This window comes from Pandoraea faecigallinarum (genome assembly GCF_001029105.3).
GTDB lineage: Bacteria > Pseudomonadota > Gammaproteobacteria > Burkholderiales > Burkholderiaceae > Pandoraea > Pandoraea faecigallinarum.
Map to the genome: position 1 here is coordinate 1,269,053 of NZ_CP011807.3, position 26,598 is coordinate 1,295,650.

The following is a 26,598-nucleotide window of genomic DNA, read 5'->3' on the forward strand; positions in this document are numbered from 1 at the left end:
CGGCGGGTCAGGACCGCGTCGGGCGCGCCATTCCCAGAATCCATTCCGCCAGACGGCTGGCCTCGCCCGGGGCCAGTTGCGGACTCGCCGGCATCGGAATTTTTCCCCATTTGCCCAGACTGCCGTTAGCGATGGCGCGCGCCAGTTCGTCGGCGGCGCCCGGTTGCCCGGCATAGCGCCTGGCGATATCCCGATATGACGGGGCGAGCAGCGTCCGGTCGGGCGCGTGACACGTCATGCAATTGCGGGCGCGGGCAAAGCTTTCCATCGCCCGTGCATCCGGCACGTCGGACGCCGGGGCCGCCGGCGCACGCGTTTGCGCGAGGGCAGCGCCTGCCGCGAGCGCCAGGTATACGCTCAACATCATCCCGGCATGGGTGCCGGCAAATCCCTTCATTCGATACTCCCCGACCGTTGACGGAATTCCGAGGCGATGCGGCGCGCGGACATCTGTGGACGACGACTTCGGCGAACGCATCGACGCGCCATTATACGGTGGCGAAAGACACCCCGAGCGCGTCACGCGCGCATGTAAAAACGGCACGTCCGCCCCGGCGAACGTGCCGCTGTGCCCATCGGGCATGCCGCTTCAAGCGTGTGCCGAGGCGTTCGATGCGCCCGGCCGGGCCTCGATGCCCGACGCTCAACCCTCAGCCCTCAATCCTCAACCTGTCACGCCGCCCTTGTTGGCCGGCTGTGCGAGCGCGGCGTACTTGGCCAGCACCCCGCGCGTATAGCGCGGTGCCGGGGCTTTCCATGCCGCGCGGCGTTTGGCGAGTTCGGCATCGGCCACGTTCAGTTGCAGCAACAGTTTGTGTGCGTCGATGGTGATCGAATCGCCTTCCTGCACGAGCGCGATCGTGCCGCCAACGAACGCCTCCGGCGCCACGTGGCCGACCACCATGCCCCACGTTCCGCCCGAGAACCGTCCGGCGGTGATGAACCCGACCGATTCGCCAAGCCCTTTGCCGATGATCGCCGACGTCGGCGCCAGCATCTCCGGCATGCCGGGCCCTCCCTTGGGACCAAGATAGCGCAGCACCAAAATGTCGCCCGCCTGAATCCTGTCGCCAAGAATCGCCTCCATCGCGCTTTGCTCGTCGTCGAACACGCGCGCCGGGCCGGTAATGACGGGATTTTTCAGGCCGGTAATCTTCGCCACGGCGCCGTCTTCGGCCAGATTGCCCTTCAGGATGGCGAGATGGCCCTCCTTGTACAAGGCCTTGTCGATGGGGAAGATCACATGCTGATCGGCGCGCGGCACCGACGGTACGTCCGCCAGTTCTTCGGCGAGGGTGCGTCCGGTGATGGTCATGCACTCGCCATGCAGCAGGCCCGCGTCGAGCAGAATCCTGAGCACTTGCGGAATGCCGCCGGCCTTGTGCAGATCGGTTGCCACATACTTGCCCGACGGCTTCAGGTCGCAGATGACCGGCACGCGCGCGCGAATGCGCTCGAAGTCCTCGATGCTCCACTCGACTTCGGCGGCGTGCGCGATGGCGAGATAGTGCAGCACGGCGTTGGTCGAGCCGCCGGTCGCCATGATGAGCGCGACGGCGTTCTCGATAGACTTGCGCGTGATGATGTCGCGGGGTTTGAGGTCTTTCTTGACGGCCTCGATCAGCACGCGGGCCGATTCGGCGGCCGAGTCGACCTTTTCCTGATCGGGGTTCGCCATCGTCGACGAGTAGAGCAGAGACATGCCCAGCGCCTCGAACGACGAACTCATCGTGTTGGCCGTGTACATGCCGCCGCAGGAGCCCGTGGACGGGCAGGCATGCTTCTCGATGCCCTTGAAGTCGGCCTCGGTCATGCGCCCGGCAGTGAATTCGCCCACGGCTTCGAAGGAGGAGACGATGGTGAGGTCCTTGCCCTTCCAGTTGCCGGGCTTGATGGTGCCGCCGTAGACGTAGATCCCCGGCACGTTGATGCGCGCCAGTGCGATCATGCCGCCCGGCATGTTCTTGTCGCAGCCGCCGATGACGAGCACGCCGTCCATCCACTGACCCTGAACAGCCGTCTCGATACAGTCGGCAATGACCTCGCGCGAGACGAGCGAATACTTCATGCCCTCCGTGCCCATCGACATGCCGTCGGAAATGGTGGGGGTGCCGAAAATCTGCGGATTGGCCCGATGGGTCTTGATGGCGTCGACGGCGGCGTCGGCAAGACGCTGCAACCCCGCGTTGCACGGGGTGATCGTCGAATGGCCGTTGGCCACGCCGATCATCGGATTGTCGAAATCTTCTTCCTTGTAGCCCAGCGCGTAGTACATCGAGCGGTTGGGCGAGCGTGCCACGCCCTGCGTGACATTGCGCGAACGACGATTGAATGCCATGACGTCTGTCTCCTGTGAGAATGCGCCACGCCACGGGTTGAGCGCAGCGTCGCACATAGGCGTTGTTGTATCACGCTGTCTTGCTGTGCGGGAGCGGCGCTGGCCTCGATGCCGGCCGCCGCTGCGCGACGTCGGGCGAGGACCGCCCGACACGACGTTCCTGCGACGCCTTACCCGCGCTTGGCGGGCTTCAGTTGCGACAGGTCGCGCACGGCGCCCCGGTCGGCCGAGGTGGCCAGCGCGGCATAGGCTTGCAGCGCCTGCGACACCACGCGCTCGCGGTTGACGGGCTGCCATGCCTGATCGCCACGCGCTTGCATGGCGGCGCGGCGGCTGGCCAGCACTTCGTCCGGCACGGCCAGATGCATCTTGCGCTGCGTGATGTCGATCTCGATCACGTCACCGTCTTCCACCAGACCGATGGTGCCGCCTTCGGCCGCTTCCGGCGAGGCGTGACCGATCACGAGACCCGACGAGCCGCCCGAGAAGCGGCCGTCCGTGAACAGGGCGCACGTCTTGCCCAGTCCCTTCGACTTCAGGTACGACGTCGGGTACAGCATTTCCTGCATGCCCGGGCCGCCCTTCGGGCCTTCGTAGCGGATCACCACCACGTCGCCCGGCTGCACCTTGTCGCCGAGAATGCCTTCGACGGCGTCGTCCTGGCTCTCGAACACGCGTGCGCGGCCCGTGAAGACCCATTGCGATTCGTCGACCCCGGCCGTCTTCACGATACAGCCCTTCTCGGCGAGGTTGCCGTAAAGCACGGCCAGACCGCCATCTTTCGTGTAGGCGTGTTCCTTGTCGCGGATACAGCCGGTTTCACGATTCAGATCGAGCGACGGGTAGGTCGATGACTGACTGAAGGCGATGGTCGTGGGCACGCCGCCCGGAGCGGCGCTGTAGAACGTCTGCGCGCGATCGTTGGCACTGTCCTTCACGTCCCATCTGGCGATGGCTTCGCCGAGCGTACCGCTGTGAACATTGCCGCACGACGTATCGAGCAGTCCGCCGCGGGCGAGTTCGCCCAGAATGCCGATGATGCCGCCCGCGCGGTGCACGTCTTCGATGTGGTACTTGTCGGTCGCCGGTGCCGCCTTGCACAGGCACGGCACCTTGCGCGAGATGCGGTCGATGTCGGCCATCTTGAAGTCGACGCCGGCTTCCTGCGCCGCGGCGAGCAGGTGCAGCACGGTGTTGGTCGAGCCACCCATGGCGACGTCGAGCGCCATGGCGTTTTCGAACGCGGCCTTGGTGGCGATGTTGCGCGGCAGGACCGAAGCGTCGTCTTCCTGATAGTAGCGACGGCACAGATCGACCACGAGGCGGCCAGCCTGCTCGAACAGGCCGCGTCGCCAGGCGTGCGTGGCGACGATCGTGCCGTTACCCGGCAGCGCCAGACCGATGGCTTCGGTCAGGCAGTTCATCGAGTTGGCGGTAAACATGCCCGAGCACGAACCGCACGTCGGGCAGGCGCTGCGCTCGACTTCCGCGACTTCGGCGTCGCTGACCTTGGGGTCGGCCGCCTTGATCATGGCGTCGATCAGATCGATCTTGGCAATGACCTGGCCGTCGCTCGACTTCACCTTGCCGGCTTCCATCGGACCGCCCGAGACGAACACGACCGGGATATTCAGGCGCATGGCGGCCATGAGCATGCCCGGGGTGATCTTGTCGCAGTTCGAGATGCAGACCATGGCGTCGGCGCAGTGCGCGTTGACCATGTATTCCACCGAGTCGGCGATCAGTTCGCGCGAAGGCAGCGAGTAGAGCATGCCCCCATGGCCCATGGCGATACCGTCGTCCACGGCGATGGTATTGAATTCCTTGGCCACACCGCCGGCCGCCTCGATCTCCTTGGCCACAATGGCGCCCAGATCGCGCAGGTGCACGTGCCCCGGCACGAACTGCGTGAAGGAGTTGACCACGGCGATGATCGGCTTGCCGAAGTCGGCGTCGGTCATGCCGGTGGCGCGCCACAGGGCGCGGGCGCCGGCCATGTTGCGGCCGTGGGTCGAAGTGCGGGAACGGTATTGAGGCATGGTCGTCTCTAAAGCGTGTGGTTTTATGGGGTGAACCGCGGGGGATTACGGGTGAACGCGGGTGAATGCGGGTGCAATCCGGACGTCAAGATTCGTCTTTCCTTGAATGCTTGTCAAATATATTATTTGACTCGGATTGAGTCGAAAAACATATCATGGACCTACGCCAATTCCGATACTTCGTCGCCGTGGCCGAGGAACGTCACTTCGGGCGCGCCGCGCAACGCCTCTCGATGACCCAGCCGCCGCTCTCGCAGCAGATCCGGGCGCTGGAGGCGTCGCTGGGCGCGCCCCTGTTCGTGCGCAACAACCGTTCGGTGGAGCTGACCGCCGTGGGACGGCAACTGCTTCCCGAAGTCCGGCGGATTCTGGCGGATGCCGAGGCGCTGCCCGCCCTTGCGCAGGGATTGGCGCACGGCGAGGTCGGCACGCTGTCGCTGGGCTTCGTTTCCACCGCGGATTACGGCATTCTGCCGCCGTTGCTGCGCGAGTTCGGCGAGCGCTACCCGCGCGTTCGGCTGCAACTGCTCGAAGCCACGAGCGACGTGCAGGTCGAAGCCCTCATGGACGGGCGCATCGACGCGGGGCTGTTCATTCCACCGGTGCCCGCGCGCTTCGCGAACGAGTTGTCTTACCTGCCGATCATCCGTGAACCGCTGATGCTGGCCTTGCCCGCCGGGCGGCGCGATATTGCGGGCAATGGCATGGCGCACGGCGAAGACCGGCGTGACGAGAAGGACAATGCCGTCGACGGCCAGCCCGGCGCCGCGCTCAGTCTGGCCGATTTCGCCGACGAGCCGCTCGTCATTTTCCCGCGCCGCGTGGCCCCGGCCTTCTACGACACCATCATGGGGTGCTACGCGGCGCTGGGGCTCACGCCGCGTGTGGGGCAGGAAGCCATCCAGATGCAGACGATCGTGAGTCTGGTCTCGGCGGGAATGGGCGTAGCACTCGTGCCGCAGTCGCTGTGTCATTTGCGACGTACCGGCGTGACCTACCGCGCGTTGCGCGAGACGAGCGCGCTTATCGAGACGGGGCTGCTCTGGCGAACGGCGGAGGTCACGCCGGTGCTCGAAGGCTTTCTGGAGACGGCGCGCGGCGTAGCCCATACACCGCCCGGGGCCACGCTCGTCGCCTGAGCGGATGCGGGCTCGGCGACGCGAACGCGAAGAGGTCCCGCGCGCGTGTTGCAGCGGCGTGTGCTCGTGGTATTGTGCTGCCCATCCCGCCGCTCGCGGCGCGTTCGCGGAACTTTCGTTCACGAATCCATTCTTCTGATCCATGCTGATTCATCCTCAATTCGACCCGGTCGCGATTCATCTCGGCCCGCTCGCCATCCGCTGGTACGGCCTGATGTATCTGGTGGGCTTCATTCTTTTCCTGCTCGTGGGACGTCTGCGCGTACGTCAGCCATCCATGGCCGCGCAAGGCTGGAAGGCGCAGGATCTCGACGACATGCTCTTCTATGGCGTGCTCGGCGTGATTCTCGGCGGACGTCTGGGCTATGTGATCTTCTACAAGCTGTCGTTCTATGTGGCGAATCCGCTCGATATCTTCAAAGTGTGGGAAGGCGGTATGTCGTTCCACGGCGGTTTCCTCGGAGTGCTTGTGGCGATGTGGCTGTTCACGCGGCGCCGCGGGCATTCGCTGCTCGAGGGCACCGATCTGATTGCGCCGATGATTCCGCTGGGATTGGCCGCGGGGCGTCTGGGCAACTTCATCAACGGCGAATTGTGGGGGCGCGTGACGTCGCCCGATTCGCGTTTCGCGATGCTCTTCCCGCAAGCCGCCGCCGAAGACGCGCAATGGGTGTTGGCGCATCCGCAGGCGACGTCCGACCATGCATTGGCGATGGTCTTCGCGCAGTTTCACGGCTTGCCCCGCTACCCGTCGCAACTGTTCGAGTTCGCGCTCGAAGGCGTGGCGTTGTTCCTGCTGCTGTGGTGCTTTGCACGCCGCGCGCGTCCCGTGGGTGCAGTATCGGGCATGTTCCTCGTCGGATATGGCCTGTTCCGTTTCCTCGCCGAATTCACGCGCGAACCCGACGCCTTCCTCGGCCTGTTGTCGTTCGGTCTGTCGATGGGGCAGTGGCTCTCCCTGCCGATGATCGTGGCGGGCATCATCATGCTCGTGTGGTCGTACCGGCGCGCGCGGGTAACGTCCGCGGCGTAAGCCTCGTAAGCCTCGTAAGCCTCATAAGCCTCGTAAGCGAGGCGAGCGAGGTGAGCGCTGCAAGCGCCACGACGCTGATCTTCACCCTGTCTTGCGCGCCAGCGCGTGCAATGACGCCATCAGATCCGCAAACCGTTCGCCCTGCACGGTGACGTGAGCGCGCAGGTGCTCGGAGGCGGCCTCGGCATCGCCCGCCTCGATGGCCCGGAACACGGCGTCGTGTTCCGCGAACGACTGTTGGGGCCGGTCGCGCACCCGCAATTGCAGACGTCGATACACGCGCAGGCGCCGGTGCAGCTGCAATGCGGTTTCCTGAAGATAAGCGTTGTGACTGGCCTGATAGATGAGCGCGTGAAAATGCGCGTTCACTTCGTAATAGGTATCGATGTCGCGCGCTTCGGCCGCCGCCCGGCTGGCCTCATGGGTCTGACGCAACGCCTCGAGTTCGTCTTCCGTGATGCGACGCGCCGCGAGCCGTCCGCACATCGATTCCAGCTCCGCCATGACCTCGAACATCTCGCATAGCCGTTGCGGGTCGATCTGCGAGACGACGGCACCCCGCCGCGGCCGGATCTCGATCACGCCCGAGGACGCCAACTGAATCAATGCCTCGCGCAACGGCGTGCGCGACACGCCGAATGCGGTGGCGAGTTCGACCTCGTCGAGTCGCATGCCCGGCGGATACTCGCCAACGGCGATCTTCTCCTCGATTGCCTGACGCAGCGCTTCCGATCGCTTCGGTTTTACGGTCATGACGCTCTCGCTCGGTCGGATCTCGATCCCGTCTGACGGGACTGTATGGGGTTCATGGTTACCAAAGTAGCGTGCGAATTCCCTATTGAAGATCGGGGTAAACGCCAGAAGTGTATTTTTTATGGGGCCGATTTGTATACACCGTGACGGATTGACTATACGATTTCAATCCGAGAGCGGCAACTCGCGCACTCGAAACATCAAAACAAAGCAGTCATCCGTACATGCAGTGCCGGCGTGCCGGCGGTGCACCCGGCGCGGGGCCTCCTGAGTTCAGGCAACCTGCGGCGGGCGATGTCAGGCACCGGGCTTCGCTGGTTCATCGCTGACAGAAGTGACAGGAGACGCCATGGAGACAACCCCTTCCCCGCTGCGGCGGCAACTCATGCTCGGTGCCGCATCGGCGCTGGTGACCGGTGGGCTGGCCAGCCCGTGGGGCGGCGCATTCGCGCAAACCGGCCCGCTCAAGATTTCCCATCAATTTCCCGGCGGTACGCTTACCGAAGGCGACTTTCGCGACCGGCTGTGCCGCAAGTTCGCGCAGGAAGTCGAGAAGCGCACCAACGGCGCGCTGAAATTCCAGGTCTACCCGGGCAGTTCGCTCATGAAGACCAATGCGCAGTTCTCGGCGTTGCGCCGTGGCGCGCTCGACCTCTCGCTCTATCCGCTGCCGTACGCGGGTGGCGAGGTCCGCGAACTCAATATCGGTTTGATGCCGGGGCTGGTGACGTCGTACGCGCAAGGCGCCGCCTGGCGCAATGGCGAAATCGGCAAGGTGCTTACCGACGTGCTCGCCGAGAAAAACATCGTGATCGTGAGCTGGGTCTGGCAGGCGGGCGGCGTGGCCAGCCGGGCCAAACCGCTCGTGGCACCGGAAGACGCCAAGGGCCTGAAGGTGCGCGGCGGCAGCCGCGAGATGGACATGATGCTCAAGGAGGCGGGCGCGGCCGTGATTTCGCTGCCGTCCAACGAGCTGTACGCGGCGATGCAGACCGGCGCCATGGATGCCGCGATGACCTCGTCGACCAGTCTCATGTCGTTCCGTCTCGAAGAGGTTTCCAGGCATCTGACCACTGGCCGTAACAAGTCCTACTGGTTCATGCTGGAGCCGCTGCTCATGTCCAGGCAGATCTTCGACAAACTGCCCAAGGATCAGCAGCAGGTGATCCTGCAAGTCGGCGCGGAGCTGGAGTCGTTCGGCACCGAAGCGGCCAAGGCCGACGACGCGCAGATCGCCAGCGTTTATACCAAAGCCGGCGCGAAGGTCTACGACCTCGACGAAGCGACCGTGACGAAGTGGCGCGACATTGCCCGGCGCACCGCGTGGAAGGATTACGCAAGCAAGTCGGACACGTGTGCCAGGCTGCTCGCGCTCGCCGAGAAGGTGCCTGCATGAGCGGGGCTGTCGCGAGCGCGGAACCGGTAGCGCACTCGCGCGTGCTGCGGCGGCTCGACGCTCTTTTGCAGGGCGTGAGCCGTTTGCTCATGGTCGTGTGCATGCTCGCACTGGTGGGCGCCGCGCTGGTGCTCAGCTACAGCGTGTTCGCGCGCCACGTGCTCAAGCTCGCCACCGACTGGCAGGACGAGGCGGCGGTGTTCATGCTGGTGGGCGCGACTTTCGTGTCGGGCGCTCACGTGCAGCACTTGCGCGGACACATCGGTATCGAAGCGATCACCACCTTGCTCTCGCCGCGCGTGAACCGCGTGCGGCGCTGGATCGTCGATGTGCTGACGTTGCTGTTCTGCGGTTTCTTCGCCTGGAAATCGTGGACGCTCTTTGGGGAAGCCTACGTCGACGGCCAGACGAGCAGCTCGACGTGGGGGCCGCCGCTCTCGATTCCCTACGGTCTGATGGCGTTCGGCATGACGCTGCTCACGGTGCAGTTGTTGCTGCAAGTCGCGATCGGCGCCTGCGAGATGCGCGGCGGGACCGGTGCGGGCGCGGGACATGACACAGACGGGGGGAACGCCCCGGACCGCACGGGAGGGCACGCATGAGCGAGCTTAGTATCGGGTTGCTGTACGGGGGAGCCACGCTCGTCGCCATGTTCTCGGGCATGCCCATCGCATTCGCTCTCGGAGCGGTGGCGGTCGCGTTCATGTTCGGGTTCATGCCGGCGTCGTCGCTCGATACGGTGACGCAGAATGTCTACGAGGAGATGGCCAGCATCACGCTGCTGTCGTTTCCGCTCTTCATCCTGAAGGGGGCAGCCATCGGCAAGTCGCGTGCCGGGCAGGATCTGTATCTCGCGCTGCACGCGTGGATGCGCCGAATTCCGGGGGGACTCGGCATCGCCAACGTCTTCGCCTGCGGGCTGTTTGCGGCGATGGCGGGATCGAGTCCGGCGACCTGTTCTGCGATCGGCAGCGCAGGGATTCCCGAGATGCGCCAGCGCGGTTATTCGCCGGGCTTCGCCGCCGGGATCATTGCGGCAGGGGGCACGCTCGGCATTCTGCTGCCGCCGTCGATCACGATGATTCTCTATGCAGTGGCGGCGGAACAATCTCTGGGGCGGCTGTTCCTGGCGGGGATCGTGCCGGCGATTCTGCTCGTGGCGCTGTTCTCGTGCTACGCCGCATGGCGCTACCGGAAGGAGTACGCCGGCGCGCAGGTCGCACTCGCGCGTGACGGCACGCCGTCTCCGTTTCCCATCGAGCCGCCGGCCACGATGCGCGAGAAGCTGGCCCTGTTGCCACGCGTGCTGCCGTTCGTCACGTTGCTCATCGGGGTAATGGCGGCGCTGTACGGCGGTTACGCGACACCGTCCGAGACGGCGGGACTGGGCGGCCTGCTGGCGCTCGCGCTCATTGCAGCGATCTACCGCATGTGGAGCCCGCGTCAGCTCGCGCCGATTCTGACCGGCACGCTGCGCGAATCCACGATGCTGATGTTCATCATCGGCATGTCGCTGCTCTATTCATACGTGATGAGCTATCTGCACATCAGCCAGTCGGCCGCGCAATGGATTGTCGGGCTGCATCTGTCGCGCTGGGTGCTGCTCGCGGCGATTTTGGCAATGGTGGTCGTGCTGGGCTTCTTTCTCCCTCCGGTGAGCATCATTCTCATGACTGCGCCGATCATCCTGCCACCGCTGCGCGCGGCGGGCTTCGACCTGGTGTGGTTCGGTGTCGTCATGACCATCGTCATGGAACTGGGGTTGATTCACCCGCCCGTCGGTCTCAACATATTCGTTATCAAGAACACCGCGCCCGATATCGCGTTGCGCGACATCGTGTGGGGCGTGATGCCGTTTGTCGTGCTGATGGTCGTCGCCGTCGTGCTCATCTGCCTGTTGCCCGGTCTGTCGCTGTGGCTGCCGGATCAGTTGATGGGGTGAGGGCGCCGAGAGCAACGTCTTGAGAGGAAGCCATGAAGGATGAGCCGATCATGTCCGCAATGCCTGCCACGTCCGTGCCGGTATCGATGAGTTTGTCGATGCCGTCGTCCTCGTCATCCTCGCCGTCCTTGCCGTCGCCCTCGTCCGCGCACGGCGCGCCCGGGAGCGTGGCGGAGGTGAGCGCGCCGGTGCCGTCGCCGAAGCCGTCGCTGGGCGAGCGGCTCGGTCAGTGGTTCGGGCGCGGCGGCAAGTCCGGCGGACCCGGTGGCGCGCCGAGCGACGGTAACGACAGGAAGGACGGCAAGGGTGACGGCAAGCTCGTCGCGGCAACGCTGTCGACGCGTACCGAGAACGCCTTGCGCCGCCAACTGACGCAATGCCTGTCGGCGCGCTTGACCGATTCGTCGGCCAACGAGGCGGCGCGCGAGTTCATGGCGCGGTACGGTGCCGCCTCGGCCGCGGAGCAATTGGCGTTGCTCGCGATCGTCGCCGACATCTGCGCGAGTGACGGCGAAGCTGGCGCGGATCCCAAAGCGGGCAGGGACGGCAAGGACGTCAAAGACGCAAAAGAGACCCGCCGCGCCGCCACCGGACTGGCCGGTGCGCTGGGCAGCGCACGGGTGAGATTTCTCAAGCGCTTTAACGCGCTGCCCGACGGCTTGCCTTTCCTCGTGCGCTGGCGGGCGGACATGCTGCACCATCGTGCGGCGCTGCCCGGACTCGCAGCGCTCGAGGAGGATCTGGGCAGCCTTTTCTCGACGTGGTTCGACGTCGGCCTGCTGGAACTGCATCCGATTACGTGGGACTCGCCGGCGTCGCTGTTCGAAAAGCTCATGCGCTACGAAGCCGTACACGAGATTTCGTCGTGGGCGGATTTGCGCAACCGGCTCGACTCCGACCGGCGTTGCTACGCGTTCTTCCATCCGCGCATGCCGCGCGAGCCGTTGATCTTCGTCGAAGTGGCATTCGTGCCGGACATGGCCGCCGACGTGCATTCGCTGCTCGATGAGAAGGCGCCGCTGGAGGATCTGCGCCGTGTGCGATGGGCCATCTTCTATTCCATCTCGAATACGCAACCCGGGCTGCGTGGCGTGAGCTTCGGTAACTTCCTGCTCAAACGCGTGATCGACGAATTGCACGTCGACTTCCCGAAGTTGCGCAATTTCGCCACGCTCTCGCCAATACCCGGATTCAACGACTGGCTGCGGCAACTCGGCGCGCAAACGCTTGCCGAGGTGCTCGGACCCAAGCGCGCGAAGCTGCTCGCGCAGGAGCCGTCGCTGACGGCACAGGCCACCGGCGCGCAGGTCATGGCGTGGTTGCAGACCTCGCCCGAGCGCAAGAGCGTTCAGGCCTTGCAGCGCACGCTGGGCGAAGCACTGGCGGCGTACTATCTCGCGCGCGAGTCCGTGCGCGGGCAGCCCCGCGACCCGGTGGCAAGGTTTCACCTGGGCAATGGCGCGCGCGTGGAGCGTATCAACTGGCATGCCGATCTCTCGAAAAAGGGCGCGAAGCAGTCGTGCGGCATGATGGTCAACTATCTCTATGAGCCCGACGAACTCGACGCCAACCTGCAACGCCTCATCGACGGCCAACCGGCACTGGGTCGCGCCGTCGCGCGCCTGCTGTAAGCCTCGGACCACAACATCATGAAGACACATGTGAGCGAAGTCTTGCGCGACGACAGCTTGCTCGACGAGGGATTGGTCACGCTCACGTTGTCCAATCCCGGCAAGCTCAATGCCATTTCGGTGACGATGTGGCAGGCGCTGCGCACCCATGTGCAGGCGCTCGACGGCGACGCGCGCGTGCGGGCGATCGTGCTTCGCGGCGCGCAGGGCAACTTCGCCGCCGGCGCCGATATCGAGGAATTTCCCGCCGAACGCGGCAGTTACGACACGCTGCGCCGCTACCACGGGGAGGTGATCGGTCCGACACTCGATGCACTGGCGCGCTGCCGGCATCCAAGCGTGGCGCTGATCGAGGGCGTGTGCGTGGGCGGTGGACTGGAGATCGCCGCGCATTGCGACCTGCGCATCGCCGCGGCGGGCGCGCGTTTCGGGGTGCCCATCAACAAGCTCGGTTTTCCGATGGCGCCGGGGGAATTGCGCGGTGTGCTGGCGTTGGCCGGGCGCGCGCTCACGCTGGAAATCCTGCTCGAAGGCCGCGTGTTCGGTGCAGCCGAGGCGAAGGAGAAGGGATTGCTCACGCGTGTCGTCGACGACGAAGGCGTGGAAGAAGCCGGCTACACTTGCGCCCGGCGCATCGCCGCCGGCGCGCCGCTTGCCGCGCAACTGAACAAGTGGCTGATTGCCCGGCTGGCGTCGAGCGTGCCGCCGCTGTCCGAAGCCGAGTGGCAAATGGCGTTCTCCTATTGGGACTCGCACGATCACCGTGAGGGGGTGGCCGCGTTCCTCGAGAAACGTCCCCCCGACTTCCGGGGACGCTAAGCGCCGCGTGCACTGCCCCTTTTTTTGCCGACACCTCCATTGTTCTGAATCCGGTTCTGTTTATGACGCAAGACGCCAACCTCTACCGACTCTTTGCCGAACGTTTTCCTGCCGACAAGACGGCCTGCGCCATCGAGACACCCGACGGGCTCTATTACAGTTGGGACGACCTTGAGCGCGCCAGTGCACGTATCGCGAATCTGCTCGCAAGCCTGGACCTGACGCCGGGCGCTCGCGTGGCGGTGCAGGTCGAGAAGTCGCCCGAGGCGCTGTTGCTGTATCTCGCCACGCTGCGCGCGGGGCTCGTCTACCTGCCGCTCAATACCGCCTATCGCGAAGCCGAGATCGCGTATTTCGTGGAGAACGCGGAGCCGGATGTCGTGGTATGCAGCCCGTCGAATTTCGGCTGGGTGTCGAAAATCGCCTTCACCAACGGTGCGAAGCACGTCTATACGTTGGGCGACGACCGCACGGGCTCGCTGATCGAGCGCGCCGCGTGGTTCGGCGACACCTTCGAGACGGTGCCGCGGGCACCGGACGACCTCGCGGCCATCCTTTACACGTCGGGCACGACCGGACGCAGCAAGGGGGCGATGCTCTCGCATGGCAATCTGGCGAGCAATACGCGCGTGCTGCACGCGTTCTGGGGCTGGGGCGAGCGCGAGGGCGGTGACGTGCTGCTGCACGCGCTGCCGATCTTCCACGTGCACGGGTTATTCGTGGCGAGCCATGCGGCGCTGTACTCGGGCAGCAAGATGATCTGGCTGTCGAAGTTCGAGGCGCGTGAAGTGCTGCATCAACTGCCGCGTGCCACGGTCTTCATGGGGGTGCCGACGTATTATGTCCGCCTGCTCGCGGAGCCGGGCCTGGATCGGGAGGTATGCCGTCATGTGCGCCTGTTCATTTCCGGCTCCGCACCGTTGTTGCGCGAGACGTTCGACGCGTTCCGGGAGCGCACGGGCCACACGATTCTCGAGCGCTATGGCATGTCGGAGACCGTGATGCTCGTGTCCAATCCGTATCACGGCGACGCGGCGAAGGTGCGTCGTGCCGGCACGGTCGGTGTGCCGCTGCCGGAAGTGTCGGTGCGTGTCGTCGGCGACGACGGCCGCCCGAGCGCGCAAGGCGACATCGGTCACATTCAGGTCAAGGGGCCGAACGTGTTCGCCGGATATTGGCGCATGCCGGAGAAGACAGCGGAGGAATTTACCGACGACGGTTTCTTCAAGACGGGCGACGTCGGAAAGTTCGACGAAGACGGGTACGTGCATATCGTCGGGCGCTCCAAGGATCTCATCATCTCCGGCGGTTACAACGTCTACCCGAAGGAAATCGAAGGCTTCATCGACGAGATGGACGGCGTGGCCGAGTCGGCGGTGATCGGCGTGCCGCATCCCGATTTCGGCGAAGCGGTCGTCGCCGTCATCGTGCCGCGCGACGGCGCGCAGGCCCCCGACGAGCGCACCGTGATCGACGCGCTCAAGCAACGCATCGCCAATTTCAAAGTGCCCAAGCGGGTGCACGTCGTGAACGAATTGCCTCGCAACACGATGGGCAAGGTGCAGAAGAACCTGCTGCGGGACCGGTTCAAATAACGGCGTGGTATCCCGTTGAGACGGGCCGCGACGCGTTGCCGCATGACGGCGCGCGGGCATGCGACGATGTGTCGCGACGATAGGGGTGCGTCGTTGCCGTCTCGCGACAGCGCGATGCCGACCATAAAAAATGCCGCCTTTTCGACATTTCGAGGCGGCATTTTCGTGGGGGCTTGTAACATCGTCCGCGCGCGGCGGACGATGACGCGTTACTTCATCTGCACCGTGCCCGAGACCGTCACGGTCACTTGCGTCTTGCCGCCTTCGAGTTGCATCGGCGGTGCCGCGTCGGCGCTTGCGCTCATGGCCATCGCCTTCATGGCGTACGGGCGCGGCATGACCGGCGCGTTCGTGCCGACCTGTACCTGACGGATTGTGTAGCCGCTATAGCCGAACGCCTTCACGTTGTTCTGCGCCTGATCGCGAAATGCCTGAATGGCCTGATGGGTCAACTCGGCCTGGGTCTTCTCCTGCGCTTCGCGCGAGAGCGAGAAGGACACGCCGTCCATTTGCATCGAGTCCGAAATCTGGCTGGCCAGACGCGACGCTGCGCCGAAATCCTTCGACTTCATTTGCAATTCGGTGCGGCCACGCCACGCCGTGATCTTGCCGTCGCGATTGGTCGTCGGATAGAGCGAGACGTTGCCCGTCTGCACTTCGACGACGCTTTGGCTCTTCGCGACGGACATCGCCTTGTTAGCCTTTTGCGTGAGGTTGCGCGACACGGTCGCGGCATCCGGGCCCTGCTCCTGTGCCGACATGGTGATGTGAACGGTGTCCTGTTCGACCTCCTTCGTGGCGTGGGCCTCGAGACCCAGTACGCCCGAGAGCTGGCGGTTCGACTCGTCGCCCGATTGCGCGTAGGCGGCGTTGGCGGCAGTCGCGATCAACAGAGCAGCGGCGAGAGACTTGCGCATAGTGTTGTCCTTTTTCGAATGTGAGTTCGCATCTTGGCGGCGAACGTTTGACCGGCTGCCGGCATCAGCAGTGGGTACGCACTATGCGTGTGCCGGCAACGTTATACAGACGCTATCGCAACAAATTTGGTTCCCTGAGGGACCCTTCCTGCATTTCATGCTCTAAGTAAGTGCTTGCTGATGAATTTCCAATGTTCAGGGGCAACCGGGGTGATGGACAGGCGGTTGCCGCGGGCGAGAACCAACATGCCGTCAAGTTCCGGCGTCGCACGCATTTCCGTGAGCGGCACGAGCCGTGTCTTGCGATCGAGCTTGACGTCCACGAGCAACCACCGCGGTGCGTCGGGCCGCGATTTGGGATCGAAGTACGGACTCTTTGGGTCGAACTGCGTAGGATCGGGGTAGGGGGCTGAGGCAACGGTTGCGAGTCCCGCAATGCCGGGGACTGCGCAACTCGAATGGTAGAAGAGTACGCCGTCACCCACGCGCATGTCGTCGCGCATGAAATTACGCGCCTGATAGTTGCGTACGCCTGTCCAGGGCAGCGTCTGATGTTTGGCGTTGGCGAGGTCGTCGATACTCGCTTCATCGGGTTCGGACTTCATCAGCCAGTAGCGTTGCGTCATGACGTTTCAATATTGGGTTGGCTTTAGATGGAGGTAACGCGGGCAAACGTCGCTCAAAAGACCGGAAGGCGGAGGCATTTGTCACAGAATGTTTGCCGCACTGCGATATTGGGCCAATTCCTATACTATGCCTTTGTGACCTTTGCGTGACGTTTCATCGACATGTTCAACCGCCTATGCCGATAGGAGAGTGAGTCATGGCAGCAGAGCCGTCTGTTCGTAGCAACGCGTTCATCTTTTATTCTCTCGCCACGGTGTCGTTCATCGAGACCAGTGTCCCGGAATTCGTCTCCACGCTCAATCAGATGTATGGTGAGGACGACGAAATGCGCGTCTGGCTTCAGGAAACCTGGCTGCCCGAGGAGGTCGAGCACGGGCGGCTTGCCAAGGACTATATCGCGCGCGTCTGGCCGGAGTTCGAGTGGCAAGCGGCCTACGATGCGTTTCTGGCGCGCTACAAACCCCGCTGTGACGTGCAATATATGCGGCCCTCGCTCGCGCTCGAGGCGTTGTCGCGATGCGTCACGGAGACGCAGACGGCCATGATCTACCGCTGCCTCGAATCGTATATGCCGGTCGAGGAACTCAAGCAGATGATGCACAAGCTCAGCAGCGAGGAGGTCGGTCACTACCGGTATTTTCGCAAGACCTTCGACCGGTACAACGCTGTCGAGCAGCACGGCGTCATCAGCCGGTTGCGCACCATGGTGGCGCGCAGCGAGCTGGTCCGTGACGAGGACATCGCGTTCGCCTTCGAGCCGCTCAACAACTTCTGGCGCTCGCCGCCGCCGTTCGAGACGATGACGTGGGAGGCATTTCTCGAGATGTCGGGCGACATCATGAAGCGGTACATGCCGGTGGAGGCCGCAACGCGCATGATGTTCAAGCCGCTGGAGACCGGCTCGTGGTGGCGGGACCGTCCGGTCAAGGCGCTGATGTCCTTCATGGTGAAGCGCCAGTATCCCCAGTTGGGAAGCGAGGCCTGAGGGCATCCTGTCGGACGCCCTTTGCACGGCCAGTGTGCGACAGGCGTAAAAAAACCCCGCCGAGGCGGGGTTTTTTCGTAGTCGGCGAACCGTATTACTTGTTCGTGCCGACGACTTCGACTTCCACGCGACGATCCGGTGCCAGGCACTTGATCAGCTGAGCGCGGTTCTTCTGGTTGCAACCCGTCGTGACCGGGTTACGCTTGCCCTTGCCTTCGGTGTACACGCGGTTGGCTTCGACGCCCTTGCTGACCAGGTAAGCCTTCACAGCTTGCGCACGGCGCAGCGACAGACGGTCGTTGTACTTGTCCGAACCGATGCGGTCGGTGTAGCCCGTAGCAACCACGACTTCCAGGTTCAGGGCCTGGACCTTGCCAGCCAGGTCGTCCAGCTTCTGCTTGCCTTCCGGCTTCAGGACAGCCTTGTCGAAGTCGAACAGTGCGTCAGCCTGGTACGTGACCTTTTGCGAGACCGGAGCCACCGGAGCGACCGGAGCCGGTGCCGGAGCCGGTGCCTGGGCGATGATCGAGCCATCGCACTTGGCGTTGGCCGTGGCCGGGGTCCAGTAGGCATCGCGCCAGCACAGTTCGTCCGAGCCGTTCTTCCAAACCCACTCGCCGCTGCCGTTCACCCAGTTGTCGTTGACGGCTTGCTTCGAGGCCGCGATCGGGCCCGGAGCGGTCTGGACGTAGTTTTGGGCCATAGCCGAAGCAGCCATCACTGCGGTAGCTGCAACGATCGCGAGCTTAGCGAATTTATTCATATTTCTCCTCTCGAAATGAGATTACCGCAGGTTTACTGCGAGCCTAGACGACAGAACCAAAGTCTTACATCGCTCGAAGTATAACATCGGCAAGTGCGCGAAAGCATGGCCCATGCACTTCGAATAATGTCTAACTTATGCCACGGCATTTTGCCATAGCGATTCAGACGGTCGCGAGAAAAACCCTAGCTTTGCCGCCCGTCGTGGCGCAGTTGTGGTTTGAGCGCAACACCTTTTGAGGCCCCTCGCCAACCGTTCCATTTCTTTCCGTTGTTTGGCGTTTTGGCGTGCCAGACATCTCTTGTGCATCGCATCACGCGCGTTTCGGATGCCAATGACGGGCATGTTAGAATCGCACGATCATATCGCCGGCAGCCGCCTATCGCGATTAGGGCTTGATAGACACGGATAATGGATCAGTTCGCCAAAGAAACTCTCCCGATTTCGCTCGAAGAAGAAATGCGGCGGTCGTACCTCGATTACGCCATGAGCGTGATCGTCGGCCGCGCTTTGCCGGATGTGCGCGATGGCCTGAAGCCAGTTCACCGCCGCGCGCTGTTCGCCATGCACGAGCTGAACAACGACTGGAACCGTGCTTACAAGAAGTCGGCACGTATCGTCGGTGACGTCATCGGTAAATACCACCCGCACGGCGACGCCTCGGTGTACGACACCATTGTTCGCATGGCACAGCCGTTCTCGCTGCGTTACATGCTGGTCGACGGCCAGGGTAACTTCGGCTCGGTCGACGGCGACAACGCCGCCGCCATGCGATACACCGAAGTTCGTATGGCCAAGATCGGCCACGAACTGCTCGCGGACATCGACAAGGAAACCGTCGACTTCGGTCCGAACTACGACGGCAGCGAAAAGGAACCGCTGATTCTGCCGGCGCGCATTCCGAACCTGTTGCTCAACGGTTCGTCGGGGATCGCGGTCGGTATGGCGACCAACATTCCGCCGCATAACCTCAACGAAGTCGTTGAGGGCTGCCTGTACGTGCTCAAGAACCCGGAAGCGACGGTCGACGAACTGATCGAGATCATTCCGGCGCCGGACTTCCCGACGGCCGGCATCATCTACGGTATCTCCGGCGTGCGCGAAGGCTATCGCACCGGTCGAGGCCGTGTGGTGATGCGCGCCAAGACTCACTTCGAAGACATCGATCGCGGCCAGCGCGTGGCGATCATCGTCGACGAACTGCCTTATCAGGTGAACAAGCGCTCACTGCTCGAACGTATTGCGGAACTCGTCAACGAGAAGCGTCTGGAAGGTATTTCGGACATTCGCGACGAATCCGACAAGAGCGGCATGCGTGTCGTGATCGAACTCAAGCGCGGCGAAGTGCCGGAGGTTGTGCTGAACAATCTCTATAAGCACACGCAATTGCAGGATACGTTCGGCATGAACATGGTGGCGCTGGTCGACGGCCAGCCCAAGCTGCTGAACCTGCGCGAAATGCTGGTCCACTTCCTGGCACACCGCCGCGAAGTGATTACTCGTCGCACCATCTACGAACTGCGCCGTGCCCGCGAACGTGGCCACGTGCTCGAAGGTCTGGCAGTCGCGCTGGCTAACATCGACGACTTCATCGCGATCATCAAGGCCGCTCCGACGCCGCCGCTCGCGAAGGCCGCGTTGATGGAGAAGTCCTGGGATTCGGCGGTCGTGCGCGAGATGCTGGCACGTGCCGAGAGCGAAACGCAGGGCGGCCTGGCCGCCTACCGACCGGACGGGCTCGACGCCGCGGTCGGTGTGCAGCCGGACGGCCTCTATCGTCTGTCGGAGACGCAGGCTCAGGAAATCCTGCAGATGCGTCTGCAACGCCTGACCGGCCTGGAACAGGACAAGATCGTCTCCGAGTATAAGGAAGTGATGGCGCAGATTGCCGACCTGCTCGACATTCTGGCCAGCCCGCCGCGCGTGACGGCGATCATCAGCGAAGAGCTGACGGCCGTGCGCGCCGAGTTCGGAGACGCACGCCGCTCGACCATCGAACACAACGCTACGGAACTCGATACCGAAGACCTCATCACGCCGCAGGACATGGTCGTGACGCTGTCGCACTCGGGTTACATCAAATCGATGCCGCTCTCGGAGTACCGCGCCCAGAAGCGTGGCGGCCGGGGCAAGCAGGCCGCGGCGACGAAGGACGACGACTGGATCGACACGCTGTTCATTGCGAACACGCACGACACGATCCTGTGCTTCTCGAACCGCGGTCGCGTGTATTGGATCAAGGTTTATGAGGTGCCGCAGGGTTCGCGGAACTCGCGTGGCCGTCCGATCGTCAATATGTTCCCGTTGCAGGAAGGCGAGAAGATCAACGTGGTGCTGCCGGTCAAGGAGTACACGGAAGATCGCTTCGTGTTCATGGCAACGAGCTTGGGGACGGTCAAGAAGACGCCGCTCGCGGCCTTCAGCCGTCCGCTCAAGAAGGGCATCATCGCCGTGAATCTGGACGACGGCGACGTGCTGATCGGTGCGGCCATTACCGACGGCGCTCACGACGTCATGCTGTTCTCCGACGCGGGCAAGGCGGTGCGCTTCGACGAGAACGACGTGCGTCCGATGGGGCGCGAGGCGCGTGGCGTTCGCGGCATGCAGCTCGAAGACGGCCAAACGGTGATTGCGCTGCTGGTCGCCGAGAACGAGCAGCAATCGGTGCTTACGGCGACTTTGAACGGCTACGGCAAACGCACGTCGATCACCGAATATACCCGCCACGGCCGTGGCACTAAGGGTATGATTGCGATCCAGACGAGCGAGCGCAACGGCCGTGTGGTCGCGGCAACGCTGGTTGAGCCGGATGATGAGATCATGCTGATCACGACCGGCGGGGTGCTGATCCGCACGCGTGTCTCCGAGATTCGCGAAATGGGCCGGGCCACGCAGGGGGTGACACTGATAAGCCTGGATGAAGGCACGACGCTCTCGGGCCTGCAGCGCATCGTCGAGTCCGATGCCGAAGTCGCCGAAAACGGTGACGCGCAGAGTGACGACGAAGCGCCAGAGACGGGTGTCACGGAGTGATACCGGCGTAACTCGATGTAATCTAGGGGCGCATTGCCCTGAAAAGCCAGTAGAATCTGGCCCGATGCAGTGAAGTGCCCAGGCGAGGATGCATCTATTTATCGTCGGCGAAAGCCGACGGACTTTGGAGTGACTATTACTATGCAACGCAACGTCAAGAAGTGGATGTGGCTGCTGCTCGCAGCACCGGCAATGGCAATGGCTCAGCAGAGCGCTCCGCTTGACGCGGACAAGAAGGCAGCGATCAAGGAGTTGCTGGAAGCCATCGACGCAAACAAGCTTGTCCAGGCTATCGGCGAAGGCGCGCAACAGCAAGCCAAGCAACTGGCCCCGCAAGTGCTTGAGCGCCAACTGGTCGAAAACAAGACGTTGAGCGACGCCCAGAAGCAAGCGATCGTGCCGACCCTGCAGCAGAACTCGGTGCAGAAGCTGGTTGACGGCGCCGGCAAGGTGTTCACGACCGACGCGTTCAAGAACGACGCGGTGCAAGCGCAGTACACTGCATACGGCAAGAACTACACGACGGACGAAATCAAGGGTCTGACGGCGTTCTACAAGAGCCCGGTCGGCCAGAAGTACATCAAGGTGCAGGACCAGGTCGGCCAGGAAGTGGTTGGCGGTCTAATGCAGAAGTACATGCCGCAATCGATCGACGCGACCAGCAAGCAAGCTGACGCCGAAATCGCCGCGGCTGCCAAATCGGCCCCGAAGGCGCCGGCCAAGAAGTAATTTCGGCCGATCCCGCAGGGATTGACCGGTAATGGCCGTTTGCGAGACATCGCGAACGGCCATTTTGCATTGTTGGGCCTGGACGGCAGAGGCCGTTCGGAATATTCCAGGAAGCGATCGTCCCATGCCCTAATTGCGCCGAACGCCCGCACGTCAGGGCGAACTGGCGGTATAGTTGGTCTTTGCCGCCGCCGCTCAACCGGGATAGCCCGGTCAATCGCGAGTCCTCGCAAGATGTGAAACGCAAGCCGCACGGGTCGATGTCCGCCGGCTTGCGTTTCACTTTTACTGCTGCAAAACCAATATGACGCGCGCATTCAATTTTTCCGCCGGCCCGGCGGCACTGCCCGAGGAAGTGCTTCGACAGGCGGCCGACGAAATGCTCGACTGGCACGGATCCGGCATGGGCGTGATGGAGATGAGCCATCGCGGCCGTGAGTTCATGAGCATTCTGGCGCAGGCGCAAGCCGACCTGCGCGAGCTGCTCGCCGTGCCGGACAACTATCGCATTCTCTTCATGCAGGGCGGCGCGCTTGCCGAGAACGCCATCATCCCGATGAACTTGCTGGGGGGCGAGCGGGGAGGGGAGCGTCGCACGGCGGACTATGTCGTGACCGGTTCGTGGTCCGTCAAATCGCAGAAGGAAGCGCGGAAGTACTGCGACGTCAATATTGCCGCCACGACCGAAACGGAACAGTTCACGCGAGTGCCGCAGGTCGCCGAATGGAAGTTGTCGAAGGACCCGGCGTACGTGCATATCTGCACGAACGAAACCATTCATGGCGTCGAGTATTTCTGGACGCCCGACATGGCTGCTGCCGGTCTGCCTGACGTGCCGCTGGTTGCCGACGTCTCCTCGCACATCCTGTCGCGTCCGATGGACGTGTCGAAGTTCGGTGTGATGTACGGCGGTGCGCAAAAGAACATCGGACCGTCGGGGTTGACAGTGGTGATCGTGCGTGAGGATTTGCTGGGCCGTGCGCTGCCGTTCACGCCGAGTGCGTTCGACTGGAAGACGGTCACCGACAACGATTCGATGTATAACACGCCGCCGACGTATGCGATTTATATCGCGGGTCTGGTGTTCCAGTGGCTCAAGCGCCGCGGCGGGCTGTCGGCGATGGAAGCGGTGAACAAGCAGAAGGCCGAGTTGCTGTACGGCTTCCTCGATGACAGCGACTTCTACCGCACGTCGGTCGCCCCGGACTGCCGCTCGCGAATGAACGTGCCGTTCTTCCTGAACGACGACGCACTGAACGAAACATTCCTGGCCGGCGCTCGCGAGCGCGGCCTGCTGCAACTCAAGGGCCACAAGTCCGTGGGAGGCATGCGCGCCTCGATCTACAACGCAATGCCGCTTGCCGGCGTCGAGGCACTGGTCGACTACCTGCGCGAATTCGAGCGCAGCCACGGCTGACGAGCGCGAACTGGCGTCGCGACGGGCCTGTCCCGAATCCTCGAGGAGATCGCGCCGCGAATCGCCGATCATGTCACATCGCAAGAAGACAAAAAGCTCCATGGAAGACGATCTGAACGCATCGCTGCGCCCATTGCGCGAGAAAATCGATGCAATCGACGCGCAACTGCTCAAGCTGCTCAATCAACGTGCGGCCATCGCCCTTGAAGTCGGCGAGGTCAAGAAGCGCTTCGGTGCGCCGGTGTTCCGGCCCGAGCGCGAATTGCAGGTCATTTCCCGACTGCAACAAGCCAACGACGGCCCTTTGTACGGCGACAATCTGGCGTCGATCTGGCGTGAAATCATGTCGGCCAGCCGTGCGCTGGAAAAAGTCATGACCGTCGCGTATCTCGGTCCGGCGGGCACGTACAGCGAGCAGGCCTCGCTGGCTTACTTTGGCCAAAGCGTGAAGGGCTTGCCGTGTCCCTCGCTCGACGAGGTATTCCGCGCCGTCGAGGCGGGGAGCGCCGATTTCGGCGTTGTACCGGTTGAGAACTCCACCGAAGGCGTTGTGTCCCGTACGCTGGACCTGCTGCTGCAAAGTCCCCTGACCATTGGCGGCGAAGTGGCATTGCCGATTCACCACAACCTGATGTCACGCTCCGGCACGCTCGACGGCGTGACGCGAATCTGCTCGCACGCGCAGTCGCTTGCACAGTGTCAGCACTGGCTCACGGCGCACTTCCCCAATCTCGAACGCCAGGCCGTGTCGAGCAACGCCGAAGCCGCGCGCCTGGCGGCAGCCGATCCTGCCATCGCTGCCATCGCAGGGGAGTCTGCGGCGACTCAGTACGGCCTGCAAATCGCGTTCTCGCATGTACAGGACGACCCGCACAACCGCACACGCTTCGTTGTGATCGGCACGCAAGATCCGGCGCCCAGCGGCCGCGATCAGACGTCGCTGATCCTGTCGGTGCCGAATCGCGCCGGCGCCGTGGTCGCGTTGCTTGAGCCGTTGGCCAGCAATGGCGTATCGATGACGCGCTTCGAGTCGCGTCCGGCCAAGAGCGGCGCCTGGGAGTATTACTTCTACGTCGACTTCGAAGGCCACCGGGACGATCCGAACGTTGCAAAGGCCCTTGAGGCGCTTCGTCAGAACGCCGCCTACTGCAAGGTGCTCGGGTCCTACCCGCGCTCCGCCTGACAAGCGGCGGTCAAACACCATGAGTGTGAACAAACTCGTTATCTGCGGCGTCGGCCTGATCGGTGGCTCCCTCGCGCGTGCGCTCAAGGCGGCGGGCGCGGTAAAGGAGGTCGTGGGCGTGGGGCGCACGCAGGCGTCGCTCGTGCGCGCCTGCGAGCTTGGCGTGATCGACCGGGCTGCCACGTCGATGGCGGAAGCGCTCGCCGGGGCGGACATCGTCCTGCTTGCCGCGCCGGTCGCGCAGACGCCGGCGTTACTCGCTGCCATTCGTCCGCACGTTGGCGGACAAACCATCCTGACCGATGCGGGCAGTACGAAGACGGATGCCGTAGCAGCCGCCCGGGCCGCGCTTGGCGACGAGGTGTGGCGCTTTGTGCCGGGGCATCCGATTGCGGGTGCGGAATTGTCTGGTGTCGATGCCGCGAAGGCCGACCTGTATCGCGACCGCCGCGTCGTACTGTGCCCGCAGCAGGGCAATCGCAGCGACGATGTGGCGCGCGTGAGGGCGATGTGGGAGGCGACAGGCGCTCGGGTCTCGGAGATGACCGAAACCCAGCATGATCGTGTGTTCGCTTCCGTGAGCCATTTGCCTCATGTGTTGTCATACGCATTGATCGCACAGATTCTCGAGGCCCCGGATGCGGCATTGAAGTTCGGATTTGCCGGTGGCGGGTTTCGAGATTTCACGCGCATCGCGGCATCGAACCCGGAGATGTGGCGCGACATCTGCGTGGCAAACCGCGAGGCCCTGCTTGCCGAACTCGATGGCTACGTCGCCACGCTCGGCATGCTGCGTCAATTGATCGATGCCGGTGACGGCGCCGGTCTGGAGGCTGTGTTCGCTCGTACCAGTCAGGCGCGAACGGATTGGGCCAAGCAACAGGAAAAGTAAGGAATGGAAACGCTCGATCTCGGCCCGTACGGCCACGCCGAAGGCACGCTCCGACTGCCCGGCTCGAAAAGCATCTCGAACCGGGTGCTGCTGCTCGCTGCGCTCTCGCGCGGCACGACGCGCGTGCGCGAACTGCTGGCGTCGGACGATACGCAGGTCATGCTCGACGCACTGGCGGTGCTCGGAGTCAAGTGCACGCAAGTCGGCGACTCGCGCGACTTCATCGTCGAAGGTTGTGGCGGTGTATTTCCCGTAAAGGCGGCGAAGCTGTTCATGGGCAATGCCGGTACGGCGATCCGCCCGCTTACGGCCGCGCTGTCGTTGAGCCACGGGAATTACGAAGTCTCCGGCGTGGCGCGCATGCATGAGCGTCCCATCGGCGATCTGGTCGACGGCCTGCGCCAACTCGGTGCGCAAATCGATTATCTCGGCAATGCCGGGTATCCGCCGCTCCACATCAAGCCCGCCGACGTGGCCGCACCGCTCGCGCCCATTCGCGTGCGTGGCGACGTGTCGAGCCAGTTTCTGACCGCACTGTTGCTGACGCTGCCGCTGCTGCCCTCTGCAACGGGCGAGATCGTCGTGGAAGTGGAAGGTGAACTGATTTCAAAGCCGTACATCGACATTACGCTGCGACTGCTGCGCCGGTTCGGTATCGACGTGCAACAGGACGGCTGGTCGCGCTTCACGCTGCCGGCCGCCGGTGCGGATGGCGCCAGGTACCGCAGTCCAGGCGAGATCCGTGTGGAAGGCGACGCGTCGTCGGCCTCGTACTTTTTGGCGGCCGGCGCGATCGGGGGCGGTCCGATACGTGTGGAAGGGGTGGGGCGCGACAGCATTCAGGGCGACGTGCGCTTCGTCGACGCACTGGCTGCGATGGGCGCTCGGGTGAGGTGGTATGACGATGCCATTGAAGTGCACGGCGTCGATACGCCGAGCGGCAAGCTGCGTGCGCTGGACATGGACTTCAATCACATTCCCGACGCCGCGATGACCATCGCCGTCGCCGCGCTTTTCGCCGATGGGACGACCACACTGCGAAACGTGGCGAGCTGGCGGGTGAAGGAAACGGATCGACTCGCGGCCATGGCAATCGAGTTGCGTAAGGTCGGGGCAACGGTGGAGGAGGGTGCGGATTATCTGCGCGTGACACCGCCCGCGGCGCTGACGCCAAATGCGGCCATCGACACCTACGACGATCACCGCATGGCGATGTGTTTCTCGTTGGTCAGTTTGGGCGGTGTGCCGGTGACGATCAACGATCCGAAATGCGTCGCAAAGACGTTCCCGACCTATTTCTCTGAATTTGTGCGCGTCGCGTCGTAATCGACGGATGTGACCGGCCCGGGCTCATGGGGCCGGGCTCA

The 26,598-nt window shown here is 63.5% G+C and carries 22 protein-coding genes; 15 read left to right on the plus strand and 7 right to left on the minus strand.

What is annotated here, in order from left to right; all coding sequences use genetic code 11:
- Positions 1-7: 7 nt before the first annotated feature.
- The 3 genes from AB870_RS05765 to ilvD (AB870_RS05775) form a co-directional block, all read right to left on the minus strand.
- Entirely contained in the window at positions 8-397 is a 390-nt protein-coding gene (locus AB870_RS05765) for a c-type cytochrome (protein ID WP_237170064.1), read from the minus strand.
- Positions 398-664: 267 nt separating this feature from the next.
- Positions 665-2,338 carry a dihydroxy-acid dehydratase gene (gene ilvD, locus AB870_RS05770; RefSeq protein WP_047908850.1) on the minus strand — a complete coding sequence of 558 codons (1,674 nt, stop codon included), beginning with the start codon at positions 2,336-2,338 and terminating at the stop codon, positions 665-667.
- A 170-nt stretch (positions 2,339-2,508) separates the two neighbouring features.
- Positions 2,509-4,377, minus strand: coding sequence for a dihydroxy-acid dehydratase (gene ilvD, locus AB870_RS05775; RefSeq protein ID WP_047907283.1), 1,869 nt, complete (start codon positions 4,375-4,377; stop codon positions 2,509-2,511).
- 155 nt (positions 4,378-4,532) lie between these two features.
- On the opposite strand from ilvD (AB870_RS05775), the gene AB870_RS05780 reads away from it, so the two are divergent.
- Both AB870_RS05780 and lgt read left to right on the plus strand, forming a co-directional pair.
- The gene (locus tag AB870_RS05780; protein WP_047907284.1) at positions 4,533-5,516 is read left to right on the plus strand and encodes a LysR family transcriptional regulator; all 984 of its coding nucleotides are present in this window, start codon (positions 4,533-4,535) and stop codon (positions 5,514-5,516) included.
- Between the two features lie 142 nt (positions 5,517-5,658).
- Complete coding sequence (lgt, locus tag AB870_RS05785) at positions 5,659-6,549, plus strand: prolipoprotein diacylglyceryl transferase (protein ID WP_047907285.1); 891 nt, start codon at positions 5,659-5,661, stop codon at positions 6,547-6,549.
- Between the two features lie 81 nt (positions 6,550-6,630).
- On the opposite strand, the gene AB870_RS05790 is transcribed toward lgt, so the two are convergent.
- On the minus strand, positions 6,631-7,302 hold the full coding sequence (locus AB870_RS05790) for a GntR family transcriptional regulator (protein WP_047907286.1): 672 nt from the start codon (positions 7,300-7,302) through the stop codon (positions 6,631-6,633).
- 349 nt (positions 7,303-7,651) lie between these two features.
- On the opposite strand from AB870_RS05790, the gene dctP reads away from it, so the two are divergent.
- The 6 genes from dctP to AB870_RS05820 all read left to right on the plus strand — a co-directional run bounded on the left by dctP (position 7,652) and on the right by AB870_RS05820 (position 14,685).
- Positions 7,652-8,698, plus strand: a complete 1,047-nt coding sequence (gene dctP / locus AB870_RS05795) for a TRAP transporter substrate-binding protein DctP (protein WP_047907287.1) — start codon at positions 7,652-7,654, stop codon at positions 8,696-8,698.
- Entirely contained in the window at positions 8,695-9,300 is a 606-nt protein-coding gene (locus tag AB870_RS05800; protein ID WP_047907288.1) for a TRAP transporter small permease, read from the plus strand. The genes dctP and AB870_RS05800 overlap by 4 nt, the downstream gene beginning before the upstream one ends.
- Complete coding sequence (locus tag AB870_RS05805) at positions 9,297-10,640, plus strand: TRAP transporter large permease (protein ID WP_047907289.1); 1,344 nt, start codon at positions 9,297-9,299, stop codon at positions 10,638-10,640. Before AB870_RS05800 ends, AB870_RS05805 begins: the two co-directional genes overlap by 4 nt.
- 50 nt (positions 10,641-10,690) lie before the next feature.
- Positions 10,691-12,271, plus strand: a complete 1,581-nt coding sequence (locus tag AB870_RS05810) for a malonyl-CoA decarboxylase domain-containing protein (RefSeq protein ID WP_237170065.1) — start codon at positions 10,691-10,693, stop codon at positions 12,269-12,271.
- Between the two features lie 18 nt (positions 12,272-12,289).
- Entirely contained in the window at positions 12,290-13,090 is an 801-nt protein-coding gene (locus tag AB870_RS05815; protein ID WP_084663360.1) for an enoyl-CoA hydratase/isomerase family protein, read from the plus strand.
- A gap of 62 nt (positions 13,091-13,152) precedes the next feature.
- On the plus strand, positions 13,153-14,685 hold the full coding sequence (locus tag AB870_RS05820) for a malonate--CoA ligase (protein WP_047907290.1): 1,533 nt from the start codon (positions 13,153-13,155) through the stop codon (positions 14,683-14,685).
- Between the two features lie 209 nt (positions 14,686-14,894).
- On the opposite strand, the gene AB870_RS05825 is transcribed toward AB870_RS05820, so the two are convergent.
- The gene (locus AB870_RS05825; protein ID WP_047907291.1) at positions 14,895-15,602 is read right to left on the minus strand and encodes an SIMPL domain-containing protein; all 708 of its coding nucleotides are present in this window, start codon (positions 15,600-15,602) and stop codon (positions 14,895-14,897) included.
- 155 nt (positions 15,603-15,757) lie between these two features.
- Complete coding sequence (locus AB870_RS05830; protein ID WP_047907292.1) at positions 15,758-16,228, minus strand: EVE domain-containing protein; 471 nt, start codon at positions 16,226-16,228, stop codon at positions 15,758-15,760.
- Positions 16,229-16,425: 197 nt separating this feature from the next.
- On the opposite strand from AB870_RS05830, the gene AB870_RS05835 reads away from it, so the two are divergent.
- The gene (locus AB870_RS05835; protein ID WP_047907293.1) at positions 16,426-17,214 is read left to right on the plus strand and encodes a hypothetical protein; all 789 of its coding nucleotides are present in this window, start codon (positions 16,426-16,428) and stop codon (positions 17,212-17,214) included.
- A gap of 94 nt (positions 17,215-17,308) precedes the next feature.
- Here AB870_RS05835 and ompA read toward each other — a convergent pair whose 3' ends face one another.
- The gene (ompA, locus tag AB870_RS05840) at positions 17,309-17,977 is read right to left on the minus strand and encodes an outer membrane protein OmpA (RefSeq protein ID WP_047907294.1); all 669 of its coding nucleotides are present in this window, start codon (positions 17,975-17,977) and stop codon (positions 17,309-17,311) included.
- Positions 17,978-18,388: 411 nt separating this feature from the next.
- Here ompA and gyrA point away from each other — a divergent pair, with 411 nt between their 5' ends.
- The 6 genes from gyrA (at position 18,389) to aroA (ending at position 26,557) form a co-directional block, all read left to right on the plus strand.
- Entirely contained in the window at positions 18,389-21,010 is a 2,622-nt protein-coding gene (gene gyrA, locus AB870_RS05845) for a DNA gyrase subunit A (protein ID WP_047907295.1), read from the plus strand.
- Positions 21,011-21,151: 141 nt separating this feature from the next.
- The gene (locus tag AB870_RS05850; protein ID WP_047907296.1) at positions 21,152-21,739 is read left to right on the plus strand and encodes a DUF2059 domain-containing protein; all 588 of its coding nucleotides are present in this window, start codon (positions 21,152-21,154) and stop codon (positions 21,737-21,739) included.
- Between the two features lie 304 nt (positions 21,740-22,043).
- Positions 22,044-23,156, plus strand: coding sequence for a 3-phosphoserine/phosphohydroxythreonine transaminase (serC, locus tag AB870_RS05855; protein ID WP_047907297.1), 1,113 nt, complete (start codon positions 22,044-22,046; stop codon positions 23,154-23,156).
- A 100-nt stretch (positions 23,157-23,256) separates the two neighbouring features.
- Positions 23,257-24,339, plus strand: a complete 1,083-nt coding sequence (gene pheA / locus AB870_RS05860; RefSeq protein WP_047907298.1) for a prephenate dehydratase — start codon at positions 23,257-23,259, stop codon at positions 24,337-24,339.
- 19 nt (positions 24,340-24,358) lie between these two features.
- Entirely contained in the window at positions 24,359-25,231 is an 873-nt protein-coding gene (locus AB870_RS05865) for a prephenate dehydrogenase (RefSeq protein WP_047907299.1), read from the plus strand.
- 3 nt (positions 25,232-25,234) lie between these two features.
- Positions 25,235-26,557 (plus strand): 3-phosphoshikimate 1-carboxyvinyltransferase, encoded by a 1,323-nt coding sequence (gene aroA / locus AB870_RS05870; RefSeq protein ID WP_047907300.1) that lies wholly within the window; start codon positions 25,235-25,237, stop codon positions 26,555-26,557.
- Positions 26,558-26,598 lie beyond the last annotated feature (41 nt).